The organism is Stenotrophomonas sp. HMSC10F06, assembly GCF_001807865.1.
Classification (GTDB): Bacteria; Pseudomonadota; Gammaproteobacteria; order Xanthomonadales; family Xanthomonadaceae; genus Stenotrophomonas; species Stenotrophomonas bentonitica_A.
Map to the genome: position 1 here is coordinate 230,634 of NZ_KV791285.1, position 24,066 is coordinate 254,699.

Genomic DNA, 24,066 nt, shown 5'->3' on the forward strand with positions numbered 1-24,066 from the left:
TAGCCGGACCCAGCAGGCCTAAGATCGAGCTCTATCAAGGGGATAGCCCACCATATGGTGGGTTATGGATAAGTCGTATAACCGGACCCAGGGATCCGGCTACTAGGTAGTTGGGCAACAGGGGGAGATGGTGGACAGCCGAAGTATCTTTGAAAGACTGACACGATCCGAGCCAATCAATCTCGCAGATCTCCCAGAAGAGTTCGGTATCTACGCTCTTTGGGATCATGAAAGACAAATCCGGTACATCGGTAGCACACCAAAAGCCACCGAGGGATTCCGCACCAGGATTTACAGCAAGCACGCCACCGGCAGCGAAGGTCGCAGCCATAAGTTCACGCAAGCGTATTGCACTGGCCGTATGTGGCGTTACTGCAAGAAGCTTGATAACCCAGCTGCCGCTCGCGAGCAGTCCGCCTCAGATGCGGACGCGGCAAAGAAGTTGAGAAACGCCTTTATTCGTAGGCACTGTGGGGCGAGCTATGTAACCATACCTCGTAGCTATCTGCCAGAGCCATACTTCGCAAACCTCACTTCATTGGAGTTCCAGCTTCAGGCTATGGCGCCTTCAAGCATGCGGGCTTGGGAGGGCATCGGGTTTCGGCCTCTACCAGAACCAGCCCCTCTCGTAGATCGCTTGTTGGCTGAACTACCTCACTTTGCAGCAGGCGCTGAAAGGCAACAGGCCATCTATAAGGCGCATGTGCTTTGCACTGCTGCCTAACAATTCATTCAAGCCGATGCTCCGCGGCCCGGCTTAATTCAGGCGTTAGATGTCCATGACACTTCGCGACCTATCCATCATCGATGGCCTCGAACCTAAGACTATTGAAGAAGCGCTTGCAGTCTTGCGCCGCGAGTCTGATCGGGGTGCAGTCTTGGTGGCAATTGCGATCCTAGATAGCGTCTTCGCAAGCCGGTTGGAGCAGCTTTTCAGCCATGGAAATTCCGACGCACGTTCTCGCCTATTAACGAGATCGTTCAACTCATTCGCGTCAAAGGTTGATCTGGCTTACTGCGTTGGAATGATCCCAAAGAAGCTGTATCAGGATATTCGCCTTCTCAACAAGCTGCGCAATCATTGCGCGCATGAGTGGGGAGACTTTCGCATTACCCAACAGATAGTCGATACCTACATTGAGCCAATGATGATGAAGCATGCGCTCAATGCGGCAAATGAGGTCCAACCGATCCTGTTCCCACCAGGCTGCGCGCCCAAGCAAGTGCTCGTCAGTACCCTTGCGGCGTTGATTACCTTTGCGAACCTGTTCAAGCCCCTCCCCAAAGCGGCCGTCACGGAGGGAACAGGTGACGGCATCTAACGATTCATTCAAGCCGAAGCCGCTTGGTGGCTCGGTTTAGTTAAGGCGTTGGGCGATGTCCGCTTCTGGCCGAAAGCGGACACCGAGCCCCCGTCTTAACCGGACATTCAACGCGATAAAGCAAGGAAATTTGGAGGCACTCGCTGGGGGGCATAGAGTAAGTGCGCAATGGCTTTCAAACGGCACCTTACAAGATGTCGTTTTAACAAGTATGGGAGGGTGAGCGCTTGAAGACGGCAGTGGAGACACATTTTCAGGGGCTTTGGCGGCGTGCTCAGGCGCCAAACGCTCCAGCCATCTCCACCGTGACCATCAAGGCGTGGGCGATGGAGAGGGGACTCGACGTCTCCGATGTCCAAGAATGCCGGGTCGGTCTCTTCCGGCCGATTCCTGCAGTGGTTTTGACCGCAAATGATGCCAAGGCGTGCTTCCCGTTGATCTCCAAGGACAGCCATGAGTGGCGGGCTAACCGCTCGGCCGCTGATCGCATTGCCGATCTCTGGGCGCGGGTGGAATGGTTCGTCCCGCTCTGGGTGAGCAATCAACAGATGTCGAAGCTCTTGGCCGCAGTGGAGCATCGGCATGGCGCCGACGCCATCAGTCAGTTCGACTATCACTTGTCGACGGTGTACAACTTGCCGTTCCAGTCTGTTTGCATCGCGCAGCTCCTGCCTCGAGCGCGCAGCTTGGCGCCATTCGCTCCACTCGCACGCGAGGCATATCTCGCCTTCTACAGCGGACAGCGCGCCGCAAGCGTAGCCGCGCTGATCCCGGTCATTGAAGGTGGTGTTCAACGGATCGCCGACGCGACTCCCCTTCTAAGTCCCCACGATGCGATCGACCACACAATTGAGCGCGCCTGCGGTCTGGCAGCCGATTTGTATTTTGAAAAGATGTGGGTGCCGCAGGAATACCGGTCGATCGATTTCCTGTTTGGTCAGGACGAGCGGGTTATGGTTTTCGAGACGTTCCGTCGGTGGCTCCAGACTTGCTTCTTCCAGAACATCGATAGCTACAGCGGGACGACATCTCTCAATCGACACTTGTTCGCCCACGGCAAGTCCACCGACTGGCAGCAACCATCAAATTTTTCACGCTTGGTAGTAGCCATCACGATGCTCGGCGTTATCGAAGCTTGGCACGATGAAACCAACGTCGTTCCCTTGCTCTTCCCGGAGATGAATCAAGACAGCAAGTTGCTGTGGCAGCAGGCCTTGATCAGAGGTCAGCTCCAAATGGCGCTGAACCGGCATGAGCAAGCCGAGTTCCACGCTCATGGTCGCTTAGTGCCGGAACTGCCCACCGACAATGGCGTGACCCTGCGGAAGGCCGTGCTTTCGGAAGATGCCATCAACGACCTGGTCCGTCCGCTGCGAGATGCCGGCTGGAGCGTAACGGTCACCGAGCCAGATCCGGCAGCGCTCTTTGTCATTGCAGTCGCTACAACTCAAGAAAGGCGTCTCAAGGTCGCTCTGCTTTACAGCTGCGCGACCTCGAATGAGCTCTATCGCGAGCTTGCTTCAAAGGTCGACGTAATCCTGTATCGGGGAGCACCGTACGAGCAGGACAGCTTCGCGGCCGGCATTGCAGTTCACGTCGGGCCAGTTGCGGGTTGGCAGCCTCCGCTCGCTTGAGATGGCTCTGGCCACCTTGACGTCTCTAGGTCTGGCTTGGCAGGCTCGGCGTTAGCGTTTCAGCCACTCAGTTTGTATCCGACCGAGGCGCTTGAGCGGTACTGAGCGCGACTAGTTGATCTGCCAAGTGGGTCAGTTTCAGGAGGAGATGGGGATCGGTAGGCCGCAGTTGATCGGCCTCATAAGCAGACACTGGTTTACGCCTGCTTATGGCCGTTAGCAGACGCTGGTGAGCCAATCGGTGGCTAAGGCGATTCACGAGCTCTGAACGGTCAGGGCGGTGTGGTCAAGGCTCTCTGGCCACCATACTCTGCGTTCTGGATGGTATAAGCGGAACCAGGGATCCCGCTATTAAATGGTTAGGAGTAATAAAATTATGCGTCGGCTCATTCTTGCGCCTGCTCTCCTTCTGTCACTAGTTGGCTGTAATCAAGCTCGCGTCGACGATCTTGAGAGTCAAGTTGCAGACCTTCAAGCAGAGCTTTCTGACTCCCACGGTAGAGTGGCGCAGTTGGAGGATGAGCTACAGGATGCCCGGGACACAATTGAGGCAAGCCAATCAGCATTCGAGGATATAGCTCTGCAGTCTCGCGAGGTCCAATCAGCATCGTCCGAGCTATTGTCGATCACTAGCCGCTTCGGCTTCGATAGCTGGCAGGATGTTGTGCCAGACATCCAGGCTGCAGCCTACAGCGTCGACTCAGCGGCAAGTGCCCTAGGTTCGAGAGTGAGCAACGCGGAGATCGCGCTGCAATAACCCACTGCCAGCTAATTCGAGCCGAACCCGCTTTTCGGGTCGGTTTAAATAAGGCGTTGGTTGATGTCCGCTTCTGGCCGGTAGCGGCCGATAGGCCGACATGGCAGCATCTGACCCTAAGCGGGCACGAAGTGGCGGCACAGTGCTAGAACAGCTTCAACAAACGGGCGCTGACCCGAGGAAGGGTGGTATGGGGGAACTGCGCACTGCGGTTATGGCGTGGGATCCATGCAGTCCGGTGGACGGTTTACCGTTAGCTGGAGTAAGAATTGTGACTTTGGGGAGGGACGATGATTCGTAGTGTGGCCGAGCTGCTCAAACCTTTCGTGGATGAGGAGCGAAAGAAGCTAGATGCCTATGCCCTGACGCATGGGCCGACAATTGGCGCAATGTATGAAGGGCTTACTAAAGAACTTCTGCAAAAAGCCATTCCGGAATCATTCGGGCTGCAAGTCGTATCTGGATTCATTCATCACGGCGAGACGACTAGCGGTGAGATTGACTGCATGCTCGTGAGTGGGGCTGGCGAGCAAGTCCCGTACACCAGTAAGTTCAAGTGGCCGATACAAGACGTTATTGCCGTCCTAGAGGTCAAAAAGACCATCTCCGCAGACGAGCTATCGGACAGCTATGACCACTTACGCCAAGTGTCGAGAATGTACGGGGAGTATATCCAAAGCCCTCATGGAGATGGCGGAAAGGTAGACATAAGCTGGGTGTATCGAGTATTCAGCCAGGTGACAGGGAGGAGAGTCTCCGACTACTCCGAAGTTGAAAAGCTGCCCTTTGATCTTGAGATGATCTTCCATATATTGGTCAGTGAATTTCTGGAGCCGGTCCGAATCGTTGTCGGGCATCATGGTTGGAAGAAGGAAGAGACTCTGCGAGGGCATATTTACAAGTTGCTTGAGAGCAGGAAGGACAATCCGCAGGGCATGGGAGCTGGTAGTTTCCCTCAGCTGATTATTGGTGGTGAGTATTCGATCGTTAAGGCAAATGGATTTCCGTACGCGCCAGGCCTGCAGGATGGCATGTGGCCATTTCTCTTGTCCTCTAGTCACAATCCAGTGCGAATCCTGCTCGAACTTGTGTTCACCAAGTTGGACATCAAGTTCGGCACGAACCTTGCTGAAGATGACTCACTAGAAAGAGAATCCATGTCTGTCTGCCTTTGTACGAGGGCGGTGCAGAAGGACGGAAAATCCGGGTGGGAGTATATGTTTTACGCCCTCAGAGAAAAGGAACTAAGGGAGCGTGGGTCGAGCTATGAGTGGGCGCCAGTTGCAATTTCTGACGCCCAGCATGCAGCTTTCATGAGGCTGTGTAGGGACGGACATATCGCGTTGGATGATGCCGACTTTAGGGATTTTTTTCATCGGGAAGACGGTGGTATTGACCGGTTCATTGAGTCTTTGGTTAAGACTCAGCTCGTTGCCATTCAAGACAGCAAACTAGTATTGACCACTATCTCCTGTCAGGTCGTTGTCACGCCAGACGGGACTTTTGCTGGTGAAAACCATGATGGTCAGCTTTCAGCGTGGATAGGTGAGCAATTGCAGGCTCTCAGTGCGAAGAAGAGGGGCGGATGAAGCTGAGAGGCGAGCAGCCGTCCCCTTACTAGTTGCCTTGCTTTGCTGCTTATGGACTCGTGATATGCGTTGACGCGCGTCCGGGAAGATTGAACCGGGAAGCCTTGCCAAAACGTAAGACGTCCGCTTGTGGCCGGAAGCGGACGCACCACCGGGGACCGGGTCGTTGGGCCCGTGGTAATGTCCGCTTCCGGCCCGAACTGGACATCAGCATGCCTGCGGGATTGGATGCGGCTTTCGCCTTGCCCGCCCTGGGTTGGCCAAGGCGCAGGCTTGTTGGCCGGGTCCCGCCACCCTACGATCGAGCCGTATCAGGGGCAGAGACCATCTTGCTGTGCGCTGTAGACAACTCGCATCCCGGACCCCGCGTCCGTCCGACAGGTAGTTGGAGTCCCATGGCAGCATTCGACCATTCCCTGGCAGCCCTCCGATTCTTCGGAGACGAGCTTGTGCCCGACGAGATCAGCGCCTTGCTGGGGGCGAATCCAACGGTGTCGTACCAAAAGGGCCAGGAACTTGTGGGCAGCCGTACGGGAGTCAAGCGCGTTGCCAAGACGGGCAGTTGGCGGCTCGAGGCGGCTCCGCGTGAGCCTGAGGACCTGGAAGCCCAGACCTTCGAAATCCTTGAGCAACTCACTCAGGATCTCACCATATGGGCGTCACTGGCACGGTTCGAACCCAACCTTTTTTGCGGCCTTTTCATGGGCAGCGGCAATGACGGCATATCGCTTTCGGGAAAAGCCTTGCTCGCCATCGGTCAGCGAGGAATAGAACTCGGCCTGGATATCTATGATGCCGTTGAAGACGATTCTGATTCCGTGTCCTGACAGTTCATTAAGGCGGAACCCGCTTGCAGACTGGTCGTAGCTCTGGTCGGTCGGACGTAGTTGGGACAGGGCTGAGAATATCTGGCCGGTCCAGTCCTCGTTGATCAGCTCCTACACCATGGAGAGCCAGGTGGACCTGCGCGGCAACTTCTTTGGCGGTGCGACCCCGAACAACCAGGCATGGGGGGCTATGGCAGGTATAGGGACCTACCGACCATCTCTTACACCCCGCTGACCGGCGAGAAGTTCAGCAGGAGCCTGCTGCAGCCCATCCCGCCGGTGGCGGTGTTTTCCATGATTCAGGCGGGCTACCCGGCTGACTTCATCCTGCGGGCAACCATGTGGGGCATGAACGGACGCTACAACCGCACAACGGGGGCCAGCCTGCGACCACCTGAGGCCGAATTTGAACAGCTGGTCCTAGCGATGCGGCGCATCCAGCTGTCGAAGGGCCTGGGCATGCGTATGGAACGACGCGACGGACAGGACGTCACGCTGTTGTTCTTCCAAGGCGCCTCCGATCCCGCGTTGCAGGCCGACAACGATCTGGTGGTCGGCCTGCTGGGCGTGCGCCCCCCTCGACGAGATCAACCTTACCTACGGCGCGGTGGCACGCAACGACCGCGAACTTGCGCTCCAGACCCGGTCAATGCTCGAGATTCTCATCGAGTTCGCCGACGGAATCGACGTGCCGGCGGATCACATCGACGCCGGGCGTACCAACCCCGGCACCCTGCAGGCGACGGGAGGCAGGGTGCCGCTGGCGATGATCCATGCTGGGACGCAGCGGCCGGCGCAAGCCTACTCGCAGGTGAACAACCGTGACACGTGGTATTGGATCGACGACACCGACGTTCTTCAAAACGGGCTTTCACCTTCATGATGATGTTCTTCTCGCTTGCTGAGACCGGCGTCTCAGGGCAAGCCCCAGTCATCACCGTCGGAGCGAACCGAAGTGGGCCAGAGTCGACGGTATATGTCCGCTAACGGCCAGTAGCGGACGCTTCCAAGACTTCCACTATGCCGGTTACGACGTTGGGTTGATGATATCCAGACGTGCCGGCTCGAATGAACGAATCTCACCAACTAGCTCTGAGTGAAAGACGTCCGCCATCAGATCGCCGGCTACGGGCATGAGCCCTGATTCGACGAGATGCCTACCACGCAGCTCAGTAACCAAACTCTGGCCCCACCGGCACGATCCCCGACGGATTGAGATGCCGATGGCTCTCGTAATAGTGATGTTTGATGTGCTCAAAGTTCACCGTATCCGCCACCTCGGGGATCGCCATCATCCGCGCCACGAACGCATGCAGGCCGGCGAAGTCCGCAATGCGCCGCACGTTGCACTTGAAGTGCACGTAGTACACCGAATCAAAGCGGATCAACGTCGTGAACAGACGGATATCCGCTTCCGTCATGACATCGTCCACCAGCCACTCGCTTTGCTGGAGCCGCTGATCCAACCACGTGAGCGTCTCAAACAACGGCCCAACAGCCTCTTCGTACGCCTGCTGCGTTGATGCAAAACCCGCTTGGTACACACCGTTGTTGACGGTCGCATAGACCCGCTCGTTGATCGCATCGATTTCAGCACGCAGCGTCACCGGATAGAAATCACCGGCCTTCGCACCCAGCCCGTCATAGGCGGTGTTGAACATCCGGATGATGTCCGCCGATTCATTGCTGACGATCCTGCCGCGCTCGCGATCCCACAGCACCGGCACGGTCACCTTGCCGGTCATTCCCGGCTTGGCGGCGGCGTACAGCTCATGCAGATGGCGTGCACCGCGTTCTGGCTCCGGCGTCACCTGCGGGCCGGGCTCAAAGCTCCACCCCTGATCGCCCATGTGCCAGTTGACCACCGACACCGGCACCAGATCTTTCAGCCCTTTCAGCGCGCGCACGATCAGCGTGCGGTGTGCCCACGGGCAGGCGAGACTCACATACAGGCGGAACCGCCCTGGCGCTGCTTTTACGCCAGCCTCTCCGTTCGGACCCGCACGGCCATCGGCGCTCAACCAATCGCGGAAGGTGGACTCCTCGCGCTTGAAGTGACCGTCCTCATCGGCGGCTCCTGCAGTTCCTTCCTGCCATGTTCCATCGACCAGCATGCCCATCGCGGGAGTACTCCTCTGATAGTGGTGTCTGATGCGCCGGTGGTGCGTGGCGGCTTCTACAGCGTGTTGTAGCAAACGCATCGGCAATGCCCGGTGATGGGCTCTCGCAGCGGGTGCACGTTTCATCGCGTTCATCGCCGAAGCACAAGCATCTGCGGCAGAATGTCCAAGTATCTACGCGAGACTCCCACCATCATGCGTATCCACCAGATCGATCTTCCCGTATCCGATGTCGCCGCCACCGTGGCGTACTTCCGCGATGAACTACAGCTGCCGGTTGAGGGCTCGGACGTGCGTATCGGCTGGAGCACCCTGCAGCTGCGACCCGCAGGATCGAACCCGGTCGGCGGTGTACATCTGGCGTTCAACGTGCCCGCCAATCGCTTCGAAGAGGCCACCGACTGGCTGAAAGCACGCGCCATCCTGCAGCGCGATCTGAAGGGCCATGACCATTTCACCTTCGATGGTCGCTGGGATTCCGAATCGATCTACTTCACCGGGCCGGACGGCCTGATCCTGGAGTTGATCGCGCGGCGGCGCTTGCCTGCCGGCGTGCGTCAGGGCGAGTTCCATGGCAGCGAGATGACCTGCATCAGTGAGGTTGGCCTGCCCGCTGAAGATGTGGGCGAAGTGCAGGCGAAGGCCGAGGCGGCCTTCGGGTTGAATCCGTTGTCACAGCCGACGCCGCACTTCGCACCCCTCGGCGATGACGAAGGCCTGTTGATCGTGGTCGATGCCACGCGCCGCTGGTTCCCCGAGCAGAAAGTGCTGCCGAATGCGCGCGGCATCCGCGTCGTGCTGCATGACGTGGTGCCTGGCGCGGTGGTCGAAGACGCGGCACTGGGCTGGCACCTGCGCTCGGCCTGAGCAGGCCCGGACGAACGAAGCCCCGCCGGAGCGGGGCTTCAGTTCACACAACAGCCGGCTGGGCTCACTCTTCCTCGTCCTGCTGGCCGCCCTGCTGCTGGTTCTGGTTGCGCTGCTGCTGTTCCTGCTGCTGTTGCTGCTGCTGGCCGCGACCACTTTCCTGCTGCTCACCGCGCTGATTCGGGTTCTGCTGGTTCTGCTGAGCCATTTCGATTCTCCGGTTGCCGCAAACGGAATGTCGCGGTCCGGGCCATCCTCTGCAGCGCGAGGTTAACGACGTGTGGGGGTTTGTAGACGAATTCGTCAACGTCTCCACGCCAACCTTTTCAACGAGTGCAGACCCCATGTCGCAGTAGGCGTTGACCCGCATATGAACGGTTCGAATTCCCTTATTCCGCTTCCCACAGAATGCCTCGTCGTGCGACTGAACAGGGCATCGCTGAGCCAACGTCTGCAGATGACGCGCAGATGACGATCACGGCATCACCGGCGGCACGTAGGTCAGCGTCATGCCGAGCAGCCACAGCAGGCCGAGCACCAGCGGGATGTGCACGAGCAGCTGGATGAAGGTGAAGCCGACGATGTCGCGCGCCTTCAGGCCGAGCACCCCAAGCAGCGGCAGCATCCAGAACGGGTTGATCAGGTTCGGCAACGCCTCGGCCGCGTTGTAGACCTGTACCGCCCACCCCAGATGGGCCTTCAGTTCGTTGGCCGCCTGCATGACGTACGGCGCTTCGATGATCCACTTGCCGCCGCCGGAGGGCACGAAGAAGCCGAGCACGGCCGAGTACACGCCCATCACCAGCGCAAAGGTGTCGGTGGTGGCGATATGCACGAACAGGGTGGAGAGCCGATGCGCGAGCGTCTCATCGCCACTGCCGGTGGCGTGGGTGAGGATCATCGCGATGCCGCCATACAGCGGGAACTGGATCAGCACGCCGGTGGTGCTGGGGACGGCCTTGGCCACGGCGTTGAGGAAGCTGCGCGGGCGCCAGTGCAACAGCAGGCCAAGCGAGATGAACAGGAAGTTGTAGGTGTTGAGGTTGGCGATGGCGGTCACCACCGGCTTGCTGGCGAACTCGCCGAACAGCCAGCCGAACGCGAGCAGCGAGAGCAGCACGGTGAGCAGCGGGCTGTACTCCAGCCACTCGCCGGGGCGGGTGCGCGGCTGCAGCGGCTCGGCCTCGGCGCGGGCAGCGCCTTCGAAGTCCTTGGCGGTGCGCGCAGTGGCGGCGCCGGGGGCGGTCAGCCAGGCGATCAGCAGCGAGACCAGGATCAGCGCGGCGGTCAGCGCGATCGACTGCCACAGGAAGATGGTTTCGGTGAAGGGCAGCACGCCGGTGATCTCGACCAGGCCGGGCGGCATGCTGGCCGGGTTGGCCTGCAGCTGCGCGGCCGAGGAGCTCAGGCCCATCGCCCAGACCGCGCCCAGGCCGAGATACGCCGAGGCACCGGCGGCGCGGTAGTCCATGTGGAGTGCTTCGCGGCGGGCCAGTGCGCGGACCAGCAAGCCGCCGAACACCAGCGAGAAGCCCCAGCTGAGCAGCGAGGCGAGCATGCTGATCAGACCGACGTAGACCACCGCGCCACGGCCGGTCCTGGGGACGCGGGCCAGCAGATCGATGAAACGCGCGACGATCGGCGCGGTAGCGACGGCATAGCCGCCGATGACCACGAAGGCCATCTGCATGGTGAAGGGGATCAGGCTCCAGAAGCCCTCGCCGAATGCCGTAGCGGTGGCCTGCGGGGTGGCGCCGAAGCCCATCGCGGCGGCGGCGACGATGACCACGCCGAGCACCGCGAACACGTACGCATCAGGGAACCACTTTTCCGCCCAGGCGGCCGAGCGCAGTGCCGCGCGCGCCATCCAGCCGTCCTGTACCGCCGTCGACGTGTTCATCGTCCCGCCCTCCCCGATCATTCAATGGGAGGGATTCTGGGCGTTGGGGGCGGCGCTGTCAGTCGCCTAATGGTCGTAGTGCGCGTTACCGGTAGCACCCGACCGTCGGTCGGGTGGACCCCTCAGCGCAGTGCCAGCGACACCGCGATGCCGGCGAACAGCGCCGCCCCGACCCAGTTGTTGTGCAGGAAGGCCTTGAAGCACGGATCGCGCTCGCGCTTGCGGGCGATCCAGAACTCGTAGGCGATCAGGCCGGCGGCCACGCCGACGCCGAGGCCGTAATAGACGCCCAGCCCGGCGCGCAGGCCGACCAGCGCCATCGTGCCCACGAACAGCGCGTAGAGGATGCCCTGGATGACCAGGTCCAGATCGCCGAACAGGATCGCGGTGGAATGCGAGCCCATTTTCAGGTCGTCATCGCGGTCGACCATGGCGTACCAAGTGTCGTACGCGGTGGACCACAGGATGTTGGCGCCGTACAGCAGCCAGCCGATCACCGGCACCTCGCCCTGCACCGCGGCGAAGGCCATCGGGATGCCCCAGCCGAAGGCCATGCCCAGGTACACCTGCGGCAGGTGGGTGTAGCGCTTCAGGTAGGGGTAGCTGGCGGCCAGGAACACGCCGATGAAGCTCATGCCGATGGTGAGCCAGTTCAGGGTCAACACCAGCGCGAAGGCGACGATCATCAGCCCGGCGAACAGGGCCAGCGCCTCGCGGCCGGAGACGGCGCCGCTGGCCAGCGGGCGGTCCTTGGTGCGCTTGACGTGTGGGTCCAGCCAGCGGTCGGCGTAATCGTTGATCACGCAGCCGGCCGAGCGGGTCAGCCAGACGCCGGCGGTGAACACGAACAGCGTCCACAGCGGCGGCAGCCCGCCGGAGGCCAGCCACAGCGCCCACCAGGTGGGCCAGAGCAGCAGCAGGGTGCCGATCGGGCGGTCGGCGCGCATCAACTTCCAGTAGTGCCGCCAGCGCGACGGGGGCGCCGCTTCGGGCGCTTCAAAACGTTCGTAAGCCATCGGTAAAGGATACCGCCTGGGCTGGCCGGGCGCGCCGCCGCCCGGTGCATCGATGCAGGGGGCAGACCTGCGCGGCGTTTACGGATAGAATGCTCCTCCCGCGCCGCTTTGGCGGTCCGTGGCCCCATCAGGCGGCCCGGCGGGATGCAGGACACAACGCGCTCGTAGCTCAGCCGGATAGAGTAGTGGCTTCCGAAGCCATTGGTCGGGGGTTCGAATCCCTCCGGGCGCACCATCCTTGCCACGCTTCCCTGTGTTCATTGCTCCGCCTGCGCTGATCGCGCCCAGGCTGGGCCGCGCCATCGCCTGGCCGACCGGGTCAATGCACGCACGGGATGGCCGGTACGCACCGGTACCGGCCATGCGACGTCAGTCTTGCTCAGTACGTCCCATCAAACGCGAAGATCGGCTTGCGCTGCTTCCACAGGCCGGCGGTGAAATCCGGGAACTCCAGCGTCTGGAAGCTGTTGGCGATCGACTGCTCGGACAGCGGCGTGATCGCGCTCCAGGTGACCGCGTCGTAGATGTCGATCGGCATCGGTGCTTTGGCCTTGAGGGCTTCCACGAAGGCATGGATGACGAACCAGTCCATGCCACCGTGGCCGGCGCTGGCCGCGGTAGCGGCGTGCTGCTTCCACAGCGGGTGCTCGTACTGGTCCTGGTAGGCCTGGAACGGTTCCCACTTGTGCGGCGGGCTGCGGCCTTCGATATGGATGGACTGGTTCACATCCATCCACAGGCCCTTGGTGCCCTGCACGCGGAAGCCCATCGAGTACGGGCGCGGCAGCGAGGTGTCGTGCTGCAGCAGGATGGTTTCGCCGTTCTCGCAGGCCAGCGTGGTGGTGACGATGTCGCCGAGCTTGAAGTTCACCTTGGTGCTGGGATGGGTGGTGCCGCCGCTCTTGGCCACGGTGTACTCATGCAGACCGCGCGCCTTGCTGGCGAAAGCGTTGATATGGGTGAAGCGGTTGCCGCGGTTGATGCCGGTGTACATCGCGCACGGGCCGATGCCGTGGCTGGGGTACAGCTCACCGTTGCGCTTCACCGAGTGCTCGGTGCGCCAGCGGGCTTCGGACCAGCCCTTGGCGCCGAACTCCACGCCGCTGTCATAGGGCTGGCTGGGGTCGCCGGAATTGAACTTCACCCCGCGCAGGTCGTGCTGGTAGCCGCCCTGCAGGTGCACGAGTTCGCCGAACAGGCCTTGCCGCACCATCTGCAGCGCCGCCATCACGTCGCGGCGATAGCAGACGTTCTCCAGCAGCATGTAGGGGGTGCCGGTGGACAGCTGGGTCTTGAGGACATCCCAGTGGTCCTGCAGGGTGATGCCGGCGACCACTTCGCAGCCCACCGCGACCTTGGCCTGCATGGCCGCGATCGCCATCGGCGCGTGGTATTCCCAGGGCGTGGCGATGACCACGCCATCCAGGCCGCGCTGCTCGATCAGCCGCTTCCAGGCGTTGACGTCGCCGTCCTGGCCGTACGCCTTGGGCGCCGGCTTGCCGGCCTTGGCGACCATGTCCATGCCGCGCTTGAGCATGATCGGCTCGATGTCGCACAGCGCGACCACCTCCACGTCATCGCGGCGGACCAGTTCCTTCAACAATACCTGGCCGCGCATGCCGGTGCCGATCAGGCCCAGCCGTACCTTGCGACCGCGCGCCCAGGCGGGCGTGTTCGGCAGCAGGCTGGTGGCGGCGACGGCCGCGCTGGCGGCGATGAATTCTCTGCGTTTCATGGACAGTACCTCGTGTGAAGATCGCGCCGGCCGGGACCGGCGCGAGGGTTGCATCAGAATTTGTAGCCCACGGTCAGACTGTAGCCGCGACCGAAGATGGTGGCGTAATCGCTGGAGTCGCCCAGGAAGCTGTTCGGGTCATAGAACGGCAGACGGTCGAACAGATTCTTGATGGTGAAGCCCACGTTCCAGTGCTCGTCCGGGCGCCAGGCCACGCTCAGGTTGGCGGTCCACCACGACGGCGCACCATCGCACTTGCTCTGCTCCACCGGCAGGTAGCCGGCGGTGCACGTCTGCGGGTTGTTGTCTTCCTCGTCGATCTGCTGCAGCGCCCACTTGGTGCCGCCGACGTAGTTGACGAAAACGCTGGTGGTGACCTGCTTGTAGCTCCAGTCCGCGTTCAACGTGGCGCGCAGGCGCGGGTTGTTGTAGTAGCCGACCAGGTCGCCGTAGTACCAGCCGCTTTCGTCATCCAGGTAGGAACGGTTGCGGTTGGCGAGGGTGGCAGCCACGCCGATGTTCAGGTTGCCCCACTCGCCCAGCGAGAAGCGGCTGCGCGCGTCGATGTCGAAGCCGTCGATCAGGGTCTTGCCACGGTTCTTGTACTGGCCCACCACGCTGGCCACGTTGCCGACGCTGTAGCCGGGCAGCGTGCCGGGACAGGCGACGCCGCTGGCCGGGTCGGCGCACATCGCCGCCAGGGCGGCCAGGTTGGCGCGGTCGCTGTCGGTGATCGGCGAGCGGGTGGAGGAGATGATGTCTTCATCGCGGGTGAAATCCGGGGCGACGATTTCGTTGCTGCGGTAGATGAACCAGTAATCGGCCGATACCGAGAGCCACTGGGTCGGCTCGTAGACAAAGCCCAGCGTGGTGATCTTGGCCTTTTCCGGCTTCAGGTCCGGGTTGGGCTGGGTCATGCGCGCCACGGTGCGGCTGCAATCGGTATTGAGCAGGGTATTGCCCAGGTCCACGTCACCGCCGCGCTGCGACTTCAGCAGCAGGTTGGCGATCGCGTTGGTCTCGTTGCAGCGCACTTCATCACGGTAGCCCCCCAGCTGGGCGAACACGCCGCCGTTGCCGGACTCGGCCAGGCTGGGCGCGCGGAAGCCGGTGGAGTACGTGCCGCGCAGCATCAGCTGGTCGAACATCTGGTACTTCAGGCCGATTTTCGGGGCCAGGTTGGCGCTGAAGTCCGGGTACTTGTCCACGCGCAGCGCGGCGTCCAGTTCCAGCTTCTCGGTGAGCGGCGCCACCGTCTCGGCGAACAGCGCGTAGGTGTTGCGCTTGCCGTCGAACCACGAGCCACCCTGCTGGGTGATCAGGCCGTTGGCCGCGTCCGGGTTGCCAGGCGTGTAGAAGGTCTCGCGGCTGGCGTTGAAGCCGAAGGCCGCACGCACTTCGCCGGCCGGCATCTGGAACAGCGGGCCTTCGATCTTGCCGTCCAGGGTATGCAGGCGCGTCCAGGACTGGATATCGAAGGTCGGGAACGCTTCGCGGATCAGCGCGGCGTTGGCCTCGCTGATCTCGCCGAACTTGTAGGCCGGATGGTCGGAAATGATGACGCGGCCACTGCCCGGGTCGACGGAGTACGGGCCAAAGGCCTTCTCGAAGCCGGCCAGGTTCACGTTGGTGGTCTGGTAGGTGACCGAGTGGCTGCCCGCGGTGGCGAAGGCGGTTTCCCAGTTCCAGTCGCCAATGTCACCGCGCAGCCCGGCCACCACCCGGTAGCTCTGATCGGTGTTGCGCTGGCCGAAGTGGTTGGCGCCCACGTCCTGCAGCAGGTACTGCAGGCCGACCACGCCGCCCATCAGTGCCTTCAGTTCGGGCGAGGCGTTGTTGTATTCGTTGTTCGGGCCCAGGTACGGATACAGGAACTGGTTGACCGTGGTGCCGGTATTGCGCGAGAACCAGCTGGTCGGGTTGCCGGTGGTGGTGCCGTAGGCACGCGGCGTGCCACCGTTGGCGGTCAGGTCGATGTCGGTGTACGTGGCTTCGGCGAAGGCTTCGGTGCTGTCGCCGATCAGGAAGTGGGCGTTGACGTAGGCGGTGTTGCGCTCGGACTTGGCGCCGGCGTCGATCTCGTTGTTCATCCACGTCTCCCAGATACAGCGCGGGCCGGCCGCTTCGCTGGTGAGTACGTTGTTGCAGCCCGGGGCGGCTTCCTGCACGCGGCGGCCGGTGACCGGATCGAAGGCGAAGTAGCTGCCCGGGTTGAACTCGCCCGGCTTGCTGCCGGTCCCCAGGCGCAGGTTGGGCAGGTAGTTCGGGTTGTTGACGTAGTACTGGTCGGGCCGCTTGTCGTAGAAGTCGCTCAGCGGAATCGCATCGCGCCGGTACAGGTTCACCGAGGCGTAGACGTTGTAGCGGTCTTCATCCAGGTCGCCGAAGCCGGCGGTGATGCTGCCCTGGTGTTCGCCGTAGGAGCTGATCCGCGAGGATTTGTCAGTGGTGAGATTGATCTCCGCGCCCTGGTAGGAGCGCTTGGTGATCACGTTGATCACACCGGCCACCGCATCGGTGCCGTACACGGCCGAGGCACCGTCGGTCAGCACTTCCATGCGTTCGATCGCTGCAGCGGGGATTGCATCGATGTTGACGAACTGGGTCTGGAAGCCGGCCGGCGCGCCGTAGTAGGACAGGCGACGGCCATTGAGCAGCACCAGCGTACCCTGTGCGCCGAGGCCGCGCAGGTTGGCCTGCGAGGCACCATCCGAACCGGTGAACAGCGAGCGCGCATCCTGCTGACCCGGACGTGCCGCCGGCAGATTGTCGAGCACCTGCAGCAGGGTGCGCGCACCCATGTTCTCGATGTCCTGCTTGCTGATCACCTGCACCGGCGAGGCGGTTTCCACATCACTGCGGCGGATGTTGGAGCCGGTCACCTCGATGCGCGACAGCTCGGTGGCCTTGGTATCGGGCGTTGCGTCCTGGGCGCTGGCACTGCCGACCACCGCGACGGCCAGGCCGAGTGCGATGGACAAGGGGGTGGCGGTGATGCGGCGATGGCGATGGCGTTCGGTCAACATCTTTGGCTCCTTGTTCGATCCGCAGCGTGTGGCTGGCGGTGGATGGGTGTGTTCGGGCAAACGTCCCCCGTGCCGCGGCCAGACGGCCGCAGACGGGAAACGGGAGAGAGCGGTGTTTCGACAGGCGGTGCGGTTACGGCGACACGATGCTGGCGGTATCGCCCTCCTGTCCGATCAGGGCGGCATTGGCCCAGTTGCCACAGACCTGCGCGGGGTGATCGCCCTGCGCCCCCAGCGTGCGCAGGCTCAGCCGCTGCAGGCCGCGCACGTCCAGCTCCGGTTTGACCACACCGGGTGCGTTGACCAGACCGCTGTCGTACAGCAGCCGACCGTCACCCCACACCTGGAACTGCATGCCGCCGGCGGTGCGGCACTGATCATCGATGCCCAGGTCGGCGCGCAGCAGGCGCCAGTTGCCGCCCAGCTGCAGGTCGATCCGGCTGCTGGCGTTGACGCCCAGGCCGCGGCGGAAATGCAGCCCGTTCATGCGCATCTCCGTCTGGCCACCGAAGGCATGGTCAGTAGCGACGCTCGCCTTCAACGGCGCCGGCAGCGGCAGCGCGGACAGATACAGCTGCTGCGCCGGGCCTTCGGGCTGCGGATGCTCCAGCACATGGAAGGTGGACAGCACGATCGGGCCGACATCACGCGGCTGCAGCGCATCCACCGCACGCGCGATGCTGCCCTGCGCCGCGGTGACCATCGGGTCGGCACCGCTGGCACCGTCGCCTTCCGGGTTCTGCGTGCTCAGCACGCGGAAGCGCAGCAGGCGGCCGGCATGGGCGGGGAAGTCGATCTGCTGCATTCCCTGCTGCAGGGTCAGACGACCGCGCTTGATAGGCTCAGCCCACTCGCCGTTGCTGTCGGCCATGTAGATTTCGTAGTCGCGGATCTGCCCGTTCTTCCAGTGCTGGTCGTTGCGCGGCGCCAGTTCGATGCCGTCGATCAGCTTGCGTTCGCCGAAGCCGAGCACCCACTCGTGCGCGCCGGTCTTGACCGCCTGGTTGCGCACGGTGCGGAACCACGTGGCCGGATCATCGTCGAAGGCTTTCTCCATCTCATAGCCCTGCTCCTCGGCCGGCCGGTTGACCACCAGCAGGCTGTCGGAGGGCAGCGCGCGGCCCAGTTCCGGTGCGGCCGGGAAGGCATCGTCGACCGGTGCGGCGGCGATCGGCAGATCCAGCTGCAGCGTGAGTGCCTGGCGGATGTCGGTCGGCGCGGTGCGCACGTGCAGGGTGCCGCGGCGCTCTGCCGCATCGAAGTACCAGCCCTCGCCCGCACCTTGCCACGCTGCCTGGTCGGCCAGCATCGGCAGCGCGCGTCCGCCCAGCGTCACCGTGGCCGGGCGCTGGCGGCTGAGCACGCGCAGCGCATAGCGGCGCTGCGGCAGCTGGCCGGCGTAGTGCCCTTGCACGGGATCGATGCGCACCTGCACCGGGCCACTGCCCTGCGCCGGCGCCTGCACCGTGATCGCCTGCGTGCTCGATTCGCCCTTCTCGTAGCGGCGGGTGGCGCCATCGTCTTCGTACAGCGTGTACTGCGAGGTGCTCTGCGGATACAGATCGAAGGTCACTTCATCCAGCGGCTTCTCACCGTCGTAGAGCATCGCCGGGTACATCGGGATGATGGCGCCGGCGCGCACGAACACCGGGATCGTGGCCAGATCGACCGGACGATCCAGCGAGCGCCCCTCGGCGCCGGCCTGCAGCTGGCGGCCATCCCAGTAGTCGATCCAGCGGCCCTGCGGCAGGTGGATGTCGCGGCGCCAGCCACGGCTTGCGGCCTGGCTGCGGTACACCGGTGCGATCAACAGCTCGCGGCCGAGCAGGAACTGGTACTTGTGCGCTTCGGTGTAGGCCTGCGGGTCCTGGGGGTAGTCCCACATCAGCGCGCGCAGCAGCGGTGCACCGCTGGTCGCTGCATCGTGTGCCAGCCCGTACATGTACGGGGTCATGCGCATCTTCAGCTTGAGGTAGTCGCGGTTGACGCTGCGGTAGGGCTCATCGAACCACCACGGGTGCTTGCGCGCATTGCCCGACCAGCCGGACATGCCCATCAGCACAGGGGTGAAGCTCTTCCACTGCAGGTCGCGGGTGAAGGTCTCGGCGCTGCCGCCAAAGATCGCGTCCACGTCGCCACTGGCGTAGGCCATGCCGGACAGGCCCGAGCCGATCAGGGTCGGAATGTGCCAGCGGATGTAATCCCAGCTGCTGCTCTGGTCGCCGGTCCAGGCCACCGCATAGCGCTGGATGCCGCCCCAGCCCATCACCGTCCACAGGAACGGGCGCGAATCTGAGTTGTCCATGATGCCGTTGAACGCGGACTGGTTGGCATCCATCGCGAACTGGTAGCCCTTGCCGGTCCAGGCGACATCCAGCTTCTGCACGCGGCTGCCGGCGGTGCCGACTTCCCAGGCGATCTTGTCGACGCCGTTCTCGGTCCACAGGCCGGTCCTGAAGCCGTACTTCGCCAGCCCCTGCACGGTCTCGGGCAGCTTTTTGTAGCCGCAGCCGTAACCATCGTTGGGGAGGATCCAGCCGCCGGGCATGTCGTGCTCGCGGTACTGCCTGGCCACGCTGTCGACCACGTCGGACGTGGTGCCGGTCGGGCCGTCGCTCCAGCCGTCGGGCACGCTGCCCGGCTTCTTGATGTTGTTGCCATCGTTGTAGCAGTCGGCGTCGCCATAGGAGAACGCCCAACGCGGCAGCAGGCCGGCGCGGCCGGTCAGCGTGGTGTAACGGTCCAGCAGCGTATGCAGGCTCGGCCCGACGAAGTAGTACGCATCGAAGCGGTCCTCGCGGTGCAGCAGCGTGGCCTGGTCGGCCTGGCGCAGATCGTAGGTGCCGTCGCTCCACGTGTTGCGCAGCATGCCCCAGCCCCGCGAGCTCAACAGCATCGGCGCCGGGTTGGGGCGATCGCCTTCTTCCCAGCCACCGGAGTACGACACCTCCAGTTCGCGGCCCTTGAACTCGAAGCGGCCGTTCTGCTGGCCACCGCCGTAGAAGTGCTCATCGCTTTCGCTGGAAAGCACCTGCACGCTCTGGTCCTTGTCCAGGTCCAGCGGCTGCAGTTCGCGCCACAGCGCGACATCGCGTTCGCCCTCGCGGCGAGCCAATGACAGGCGCAGCGGTTGGCGCTGGATGTGCAGCACCAGGGCGTCGGTGCGGATGCGCACCTCGTTGACCTCTTCCTCCAGTTGGAAGGCGACCTTCGCGGCCGGCTGCGGCAGCACGATCGGTGCGGCCTTGTCGCCGGCATCGGTGAGCGTGCCGTTGCGGCCGGCGCGCACGCGCAGGACGTCATCGCGCAACAGGTCCACGCGCACCGTGGCGCCGGTATCGGTGCTGAGCGTCCAACCGGGGGTGCCGTCGTTGGCGGGGGTGGCACTGATCGCACGCAGGTTACCCACCGGCGCGGCACTGGCGGTGCCGCCCAGCGCCACTGCCGCAAGCAGTGCAATCGTCAGACCAGTGCGTCGTAACCGGAAGTCCACCTTGCCCCCAAGCCCGCGGTCAGCGGGAAACTGAAACCAGTGCGGCCGACTCTAGGGCAGGGTCTCGAAAGATGTCAACAAATTGCAAAGAAAAAGGAAGGATAATTTATATAAAACGAAAGATACTGTGCCGTCCTTCTTTCCAAACGGCGCCTGAATACGCGTTTTCGACCGCCCGAAACCTTGCTGCGGCGCGGCATTCCGTCGAAGTGCTGACGGTAGCCCGCGAAGAAGACGACGAAAACTGTGACCGAACTACCTTTTCTTTATCTTTCGATATTTGACATTTCGAAAGAAAACGCAGAAGGTGCGGTCGCCCAACAGGAATTGCGAATGGACGCTTCTCTGCTCCCTGATTTGCCCACGTGGCAGCGCCTCGGTGGCGCCTATACCGCCGAAGAAATCGCCCAGCAGCCCCGGCTGTGGGCCGCGCTGGCCGGCCTTCTGGACGCAGCGCAGGCGCGCATCGATGACTTCCTCGGGGAAGCCCTGCGCGATCCCGGCCAGTTGGTGATCTTCACCGGCGCCGGCAGCTCGGGGTTCATTGCCGAGATGGTGGCCGACCAGATCAATGCGCAGTGGCCTGCCGAGGTCCGCGCCGTGCATACCACCAGCCTGCTGACCCATCCGGCGCTGTACCTGCGCCGCGACCGCCCGACCCTGCTGGTCTCGTTCGGGCGCAGCGGCTCCAGCCCGGAAAGCGTGGCGGCGGTGGATCTGGTCCGCGACCAGGTCGACCGCGCACGCTTCGTGGATATCACCTGCAATGCCGAAGGCGAACTTGCCAAGCGTGGTCACGGCCGCAGCGATACGCTGTCGCTGCTGATGCCGGCGGCCAGCTGCGACCGCGCCTTCGCGATGACCAGCAGCCTGAGCTGCATGCTGCTGGCCGCGCTGAGTGCGTTCGACAGCGCCCCGTGGGCGCAGCGCCTGGAACGTCTGCACAGCCTGGCCAACCACGGCGAACGCGCACTGGATGCCTGGGATGCGGCGGTGGCCGCGCTGGCCCAGGCGCCATACTCGCGCGTCATCTATCTCGGCAGTGGGCCACTGGAAGCGGTCGCCCGCGAGGCCGCGCTGAAGGTGCTCGAACTCACCGCCGGCCAGGTGCTGGCGCTGGCCAATACCCCGCTGGGGTTCCGCCATGGGCCCAAGTCCACCCTCAACGGTGAAACGCTGGTGGTGATGCTGCGCAGCGCACAGCCGCTGGCCCGCCGCTACGAGCAGGACCTGTTGAACGAACTGCGCCGCGACGGCATCGCCGGGCGGGTGCTGTCGATCGGGCCGGATGACGCGGACCGCGCCGACGGCGACTTCGTCCTCGCCGCACCTGCACTGCCCGATCCGTGGCTGGCCCCGCTGTGGTTGCTGGTGCCGCAGTGCTATGCGCTGCAGCGTTCGGCCGCGCTCGGCATGACGCCCGACAATCCCTTCCCCGACGGCACGGTCAACCGTGTGGTGCAGGGCGTGACCATCCACCCCCACGGCTGAGCACGCATGCAGACCTGGTACGGCATCGACATCGGCGGCACCAAGATCGAGCTGGTCGCGTGCGACGCCGCGCTGGCGGTGCATCATCGCCAGCGCGTACCGACGCCGACCCGGGACTACGCTGCGTTCCTGCAGGCGATCGTCGATCTGGTCGATGCGGCGGATGCCGCGCTCGGCCAGCGCGGGGTCGCCGTCGGCCTTGGCCTGCCCGGCGTGCGTGATCGCGCCAGCGGCCGCCAGCTCAGTGCCAATGTGCCCAGCCTGACCGGTCACACAGTCGGGGCGGACCTGCAGGCTCGCCTGCAGCGCCCGCTGGAACTGGGCAACGATCTGCAGTGTTTCGCCTTGTCCGAAGCGCATGACGGCACCGCCGCCGGGTATCCCAGCATGTTCGGGGTGATCCTCGGCACCGGTGCGGGCGGTGGCTTCTGCGTCGGTGGCCGGCTGATCGCCGGGCACAACGGCATCGCCGGCGAATGGGGCCACTGGAGCCTGCCCGCCACACTGCAGCAGCGCCACGATCTGCCGCTGCTGGACTGCGGCTGCGGCCTGCGCGGCTGCCTGGAGCGGTACGTGTCCGGCAGCGGCCTGGCGATGATCCATGCGCGGCGCGGTGGTACAGCGCTGGATGCTGCCGAGGTGGTCGCACGCGCGCAGGCCGGCGATGCGATCGCGCAGCAGGCGCTGGACATCCACCGCGACCTGCTCGGCTACAGCTTCGCCAGCCTGATTCTCGCGCTCGATCCGCACGTGATCGTGCTCGGCGGTGGGCTGTCCAAGCTGGAGCAGCTGTATCGCGATCTGCCGGCCGCGATCGCGCCGTACCTGTTCACCGGCGTGCGCGTGCCGCCGATCCTGCCGCCCACCTTCGGCGATGCCGGCGGTGCGCGGGGCGCCGCCCTGCTCGCACGTCAGCACCATCCCTCCCCCTGAACACCGCTGTTACTGGAGTTGCCATGTCCGCCGTCCAATCGTTGATCGCCACCCATCGCCAGGGCGCCCCCGTCGGGCTGTACAGCGTCTGCTGCAGCAACGCGCAGGTGTTGCTGGCGGCGATGCAGGTGGCGCAGCGTTACGACACCCTGCTGCTGATCGAGGCAACCTCCAACCAGGTCGATCAGTTCGGCGGCTATACCGGTATGACCCCACCGCAGTACCGCGACTACGTGCTGCAGCTGGCGCGCGATGCGGGCTTCCCGGCCGAGCGGCTGGTGCTCGGCGGCGACCACCTCGGTCCGAATGCCTGGCAGAAAGGCCCCACAGCGGCCGCAATGGCCAACGCCCGCGAGCTGATCGCCGCCTATGTGGCCGCCGGTTTCCACAAGATCCACCTGGACTGCAGCATGTCCTGCGCCGATGACCCCACGCCGTTGCCGGACGCCATCGTCGCGGCGCGCTCGGCCGAACTGGCGCGGATTGCCGAGCGCACCGCTGCCGAGCACGGGCTGCCGCCGCCGGTCTACGTGATCGGCACCGAAGTGCCGATTCCCGGCGGTGAGGCCTCGCTGGCCGGTGGCCTGCAGGTGACGACGCCGGCGGCCGCGGCCACCACCCTGGCCATCCACCGCGAAGCATTTTCCGCCCCGGACCTGCTGCCGGCCTGGGAGCGCGTGATCGCGATGGTGGTGCAGCCCGGCGTGGATTTCGACCACAGCAGCGTGCACTACTACGACCCTGCCGCCGCCGCGGACCTGTCGGCCTTCGTCGAACAGCAGCCGCGCATCGTGTTCGAAGCGCACTCCACCGATTACCAGACCGAAGCTGGCCTGCACGCGCTGGTCCGCGATCACTTCGCAATCCTGAAAGTCGGCCCGGCGGCAACCTATGCCTTCCGCGAAGCGGTGTTCGCGCTGGCGATGATCGAGCGCGAGCTGCTGCCGGCCACGCAGCACTCGCAGCTGATCGAGGTGCTGGACCGCTGCATGGTCGACAAACCCGGCAGCTGGCGCAGCTACTACCAGGGCGACGAACACGAACTGCGCCTGCTGCGCGCGTATTCGCTCAGCGACCGCAGCCGCTATTACTGGGGCGAGCCGGCGGTGCAGGCGGCGCTGGACACGCTGGTCGCCAATCTCACCGCGCACGCGCCGCCGCAGATGCTGCTCGGCCAGTTCATGCCCGAACAGCTCAAGGCGATCGAAGCCGACGAGCTGCAGCCCGAACCGCTGGCGCTGATCCAGCACAAGGTGGCGCTGCGCCTGGCCGAGTACGCCCGGGCCTGCAATCGCAACGTCTCGGGCGCGCATAACGAAACCCGGCAGGCCAAGGAGCTTTCGGAACGGTAAGCTT

At 63.7% G+C, this 24,066-nt stretch carries 16 protein-coding genes and 1 tRNA gene; 10 read left to right on the plus strand and 7 right to left on the minus strand.

All coding sequences use genetic code 11. The features are described from left to right. The first annotated feature begins 779 nt into the window (after window positions 1-779). The 5 genes from HMPREF3113_RS18620 (at window position 780) to HMPREF3113_RS11330 (ending at window position 7,012) form a co-directional block, all read left to right on the plus strand. Window positions 780-1,322 (plus strand): hypothetical protein, encoded by a 543-nt coding sequence (locus HMPREF3113_RS18620; RefSeq protein ID WP_139146353.1) that lies wholly within the window; start codon window positions 780-782, stop codon window positions 1,320-1,322. A gap of 227 nt (window positions 1,323-1,549) precedes the next feature. Next, complete coding sequence (locus HMPREF3113_RS11310; RefSeq protein WP_070472428.1) at window positions 1,550-2,956, plus strand: hypothetical protein; 1,407 nt, start codon at window positions 1,550-1,552, stop codon at window positions 2,954-2,956. 1,059 nt (window positions 2,957-4,015) lie between these two features. After that, window positions 4,016-5,302, plus strand: coding sequence for a DUF6602 domain-containing protein (locus HMPREF3113_RS11320; protein ID WP_139146354.1), 1,287 nt, complete (start codon window positions 4,016-4,018; stop codon window positions 5,300-5,302). A 395-nt stretch (window positions 5,303-5,697) separates the two neighbouring features. Beyond that, on the plus strand, window positions 5,698-6,129 hold the full coding sequence (locus HMPREF3113_RS11325) for a DUF4279 domain-containing protein (protein ID WP_070472438.1): 432 nt from the start codon (window positions 5,698-5,700) through the stop codon (window positions 6,127-6,129). A 649-nt stretch (window positions 6,130-6,778) separates the two neighbouring features. Next, the gene (locus tag HMPREF3113_RS11330; RefSeq protein WP_070472441.1) at window positions 6,779-7,012 is read left to right on the plus strand and encodes a hypothetical protein; all 234 of its coding nucleotides are present in this window, start codon (window positions 6,779-6,781) and stop codon (window positions 7,010-7,012) included. 286 nt (window positions 7,013-7,298) lie between these two features. On the opposite strand, the gene HMPREF3113_RS11335 is transcribed toward HMPREF3113_RS11330, so the two are convergent. Then, complete coding sequence (locus HMPREF3113_RS11335) at window positions 7,299-8,249, minus strand: glutathione S-transferase family protein (protein WP_070472444.1); 951 nt, start codon at window positions 8,247-8,249, stop codon at window positions 7,299-7,301. Window positions 8,250-8,444: 195 nt separating this feature from the next. Between HMPREF3113_RS11335 and HMPREF3113_RS11340 the strand changes: the two genes are divergently transcribed. Further along, window positions 8,445-9,116: a VOC family protein gene (locus HMPREF3113_RS11340; protein WP_070472447.1), complete on the plus strand. Its 672-nt coding sequence runs from the start codon at window positions 8,445-8,447 to the stop codon at window positions 9,114-9,116. Window positions 9,117-9,180: 64 nt separating this feature from the next. On the opposite strand, the gene HMPREF3113_RS18805 is transcribed toward HMPREF3113_RS11340, so the two are convergent. The 3 genes from HMPREF3113_RS18805 to ubiA all read right to left on the minus strand — a co-directional run bounded on the left by HMPREF3113_RS18805 (window position 9,181) and on the right by ubiA (window position 12,032). Then, window positions 9,181-9,324: a hypothetical protein gene (locus tag HMPREF3113_RS18805; RefSeq protein ID WP_167390338.1), complete on the minus strand. Its 144-nt coding sequence runs from the start codon at window positions 9,322-9,324 to the stop codon at window positions 9,181-9,183. Window positions 9,325-9,591: 267 nt separating this feature from the next. Then, window positions 9,592-11,016, minus strand: a complete 1,425-nt coding sequence (locus HMPREF3113_RS11345) for a short-chain fatty acid transporter (RefSeq protein WP_083298777.1) — start codon at window positions 11,014-11,016, stop codon at window positions 9,592-9,594. Window positions 11,017-11,138: 122 nt separating this feature from the next. Continuing rightward, window positions 11,139-12,032, minus strand: coding sequence for a 4-hydroxybenzoate octaprenyltransferase (gene ubiA, locus HMPREF3113_RS11350; RefSeq protein ID WP_070472450.1), 894 nt, complete (start codon window positions 12,030-12,032; stop codon window positions 11,139-11,141). 158 nt (window positions 12,033-12,190) lie between these two features. On the opposite strand from ubiA, the gene HMPREF3113_RS11355 reads away from it, so the two are divergent. Beyond that, a tRNA-Arg gene (locus tag HMPREF3113_RS11355) sits at window positions 12,191-12,267 on the plus strand. Window positions 12,268-12,411: 144 nt separating this feature from the next. Here the strand turns inward: HMPREF3113_RS11355 and HMPREF3113_RS11360 are convergent. From HMPREF3113_RS11360 to HMPREF3113_RS11370, 3 genes are all read right to left on the minus strand, one after another. After that, complete coding sequence (locus tag HMPREF3113_RS11360) at window positions 12,412-13,767, minus strand: Gfo/Idh/MocA family protein (protein WP_070472452.1); 1,356 nt, start codon at window positions 13,765-13,767, stop codon at window positions 12,412-12,414. Between the two features lie 53 nt (window positions 13,768-13,820). Continuing rightward, window positions 13,821-16,793 (minus strand): TonB-dependent receptor plug domain-containing protein, encoded by a 2,973-nt coding sequence (locus HMPREF3113_RS11365; protein ID WP_070472455.1) that lies wholly within the window; start codon window positions 16,791-16,793, stop codon window positions 13,821-13,823. A 133-nt stretch (window positions 16,794-16,926) separates the two neighbouring features. Continuing rightward, a complete protein-coding gene (locus tag HMPREF3113_RS11370; RefSeq protein ID WP_070472458.1) occupies window positions 16,927-20,286 on the minus strand; it encodes a TIM-barrel domain-containing protein in 3,360 nt (1,119 codons plus the stop codon). A 333-nt stretch (window positions 20,287-20,619) separates the two neighbouring features. Here HMPREF3113_RS11370 and HMPREF3113_RS11375 point away from each other — a divergent pair, with 333 nt between their 5' ends. The 3 genes from HMPREF3113_RS11375 to HMPREF3113_RS11385 are packed head-to-tail and all read left to right on the plus strand — an operon-like array spanning window position 20,620 to window position 24,062. Then, window positions 20,620-21,777: an SIS domain-containing protein gene (locus HMPREF3113_RS11375; protein WP_070472461.1), complete on the plus strand. Its 1,158-nt coding sequence runs from the start codon at window positions 20,620-20,622 to the stop codon at window positions 21,775-21,777. A gap of 6 nt (window positions 21,778-21,783) precedes the next feature. Continuing rightward, the gene (locus HMPREF3113_RS11380) at window positions 21,784-22,710 is read left to right on the plus strand and encodes an ROK family protein (protein ID WP_070472464.1); all 927 of its coding nucleotides are present in this window, start codon (window positions 21,784-21,786) and stop codon (window positions 22,708-22,710) included. Between the two features lie 23 nt (window positions 22,711-22,733). Next, complete coding sequence (locus HMPREF3113_RS11385) at window positions 22,734-24,062, plus strand: D-tagatose-bisphosphate aldolase, class II, non-catalytic subunit (RefSeq protein WP_070472466.1); 1,329 nt, start codon at window positions 22,734-22,736, stop codon at window positions 24,060-24,062. The last annotated feature ends 4 nt before the right edge of the window (window positions 24,063-24,066 follow it).

What these genes read in the sequence shown, in the direction of transcription:
- HMPREF3113_RS11365 (WP_070472455.1), bottom strand. Translation starts at nt 16,793, where the DNA reads ATGTTGACCGAACGCCATCGCCATCGCCGCATCACCGCCACCCCCTTG.
- HMPREF3113_RS11345 (WP_083298777.1), bottom strand. Translation starts at nt 11,016, where the DNA reads ATGAACACGTCGACGGCGGTACAGGACGGCTGGATGGCGCGCGCGGCA.
- HMPREF3113_RS11360 (WP_070472452.1), bottom strand. Translation starts at nt 13,767, where the DNA reads ATGAAACGCAGAGAATTCATCGCCGCCAGCGCGGCCGTCGCCGCCACC.
- HMPREF3113_RS11325 (WP_070472438.1), top strand. Translation starts at nt 5,698, where the DNA reads ATGGCAGCATTCGACCATTCCCTGGCAGCCCTCCGATTCTTCGGAGAC.
- ubiA (WP_070472450.1), bottom strand. Translation starts at nt 12,032, where the DNA reads ATGGCTTACGAACGTTTTGAAGCGCCCGAAGCGGCGCCCCCGTCGCGC.
- HMPREF3113_RS11375 (WP_070472461.1), top strand. Translation starts at nt 20,620, where the DNA reads ATGGACGCTTCTCTGCTCCCTGATTTGCCCACGTGGCAGCGCCTCGGT.
- HMPREF3113_RS11380 (WP_070472464.1), top strand. Translation starts at nt 21,784, where the DNA reads ATGCAGACCTGGTACGGCATCGACATCGGCGGCACCAAGATCGAGCTG.
- HMPREF3113_RS11330 (WP_070472441.1), top strand. Translation starts at nt 6,779, where the DNA reads ATGCTCGAGATTCTCATCGAGTTCGCCGACGGAATCGACGTGCCGGCG.
- HMPREF3113_RS18620 (WP_139146353.1), top strand. Translation starts at nt 780, where the DNA reads ATGACACTTCGCGACCTATCCATCATCGATGGCCTCGAACCTAAGACT.
- HMPREF3113_RS18805 (WP_167390338.1), bottom strand. Translation starts at nt 9,324, where the DNA reads ATGGCTCAGCAGAACCAGCAGAACCCGAATCAGCGCGGTGAGCAGCAG.
- HMPREF3113_RS11335 (WP_070472444.1), bottom strand. Translation starts at nt 8,249, where the DNA reads ATGGGCATGCTGGTCGATGGAACATGGCAGGAAGGAACTGCAGGAGCC.
- HMPREF3113_RS11385 (WP_070472466.1), top strand. Translation starts at nt 22,734, where the DNA reads ATGTCCGCCGTCCAATCGTTGATCGCCACCCATCGCCAGGGCGCCCCC.
- HMPREF3113_RS11340 (WP_070472447.1), top strand. Translation starts at nt 8,445, where the DNA reads ATGCGTATCCACCAGATCGATCTTCCCGTATCCGATGTCGCCGCCACC.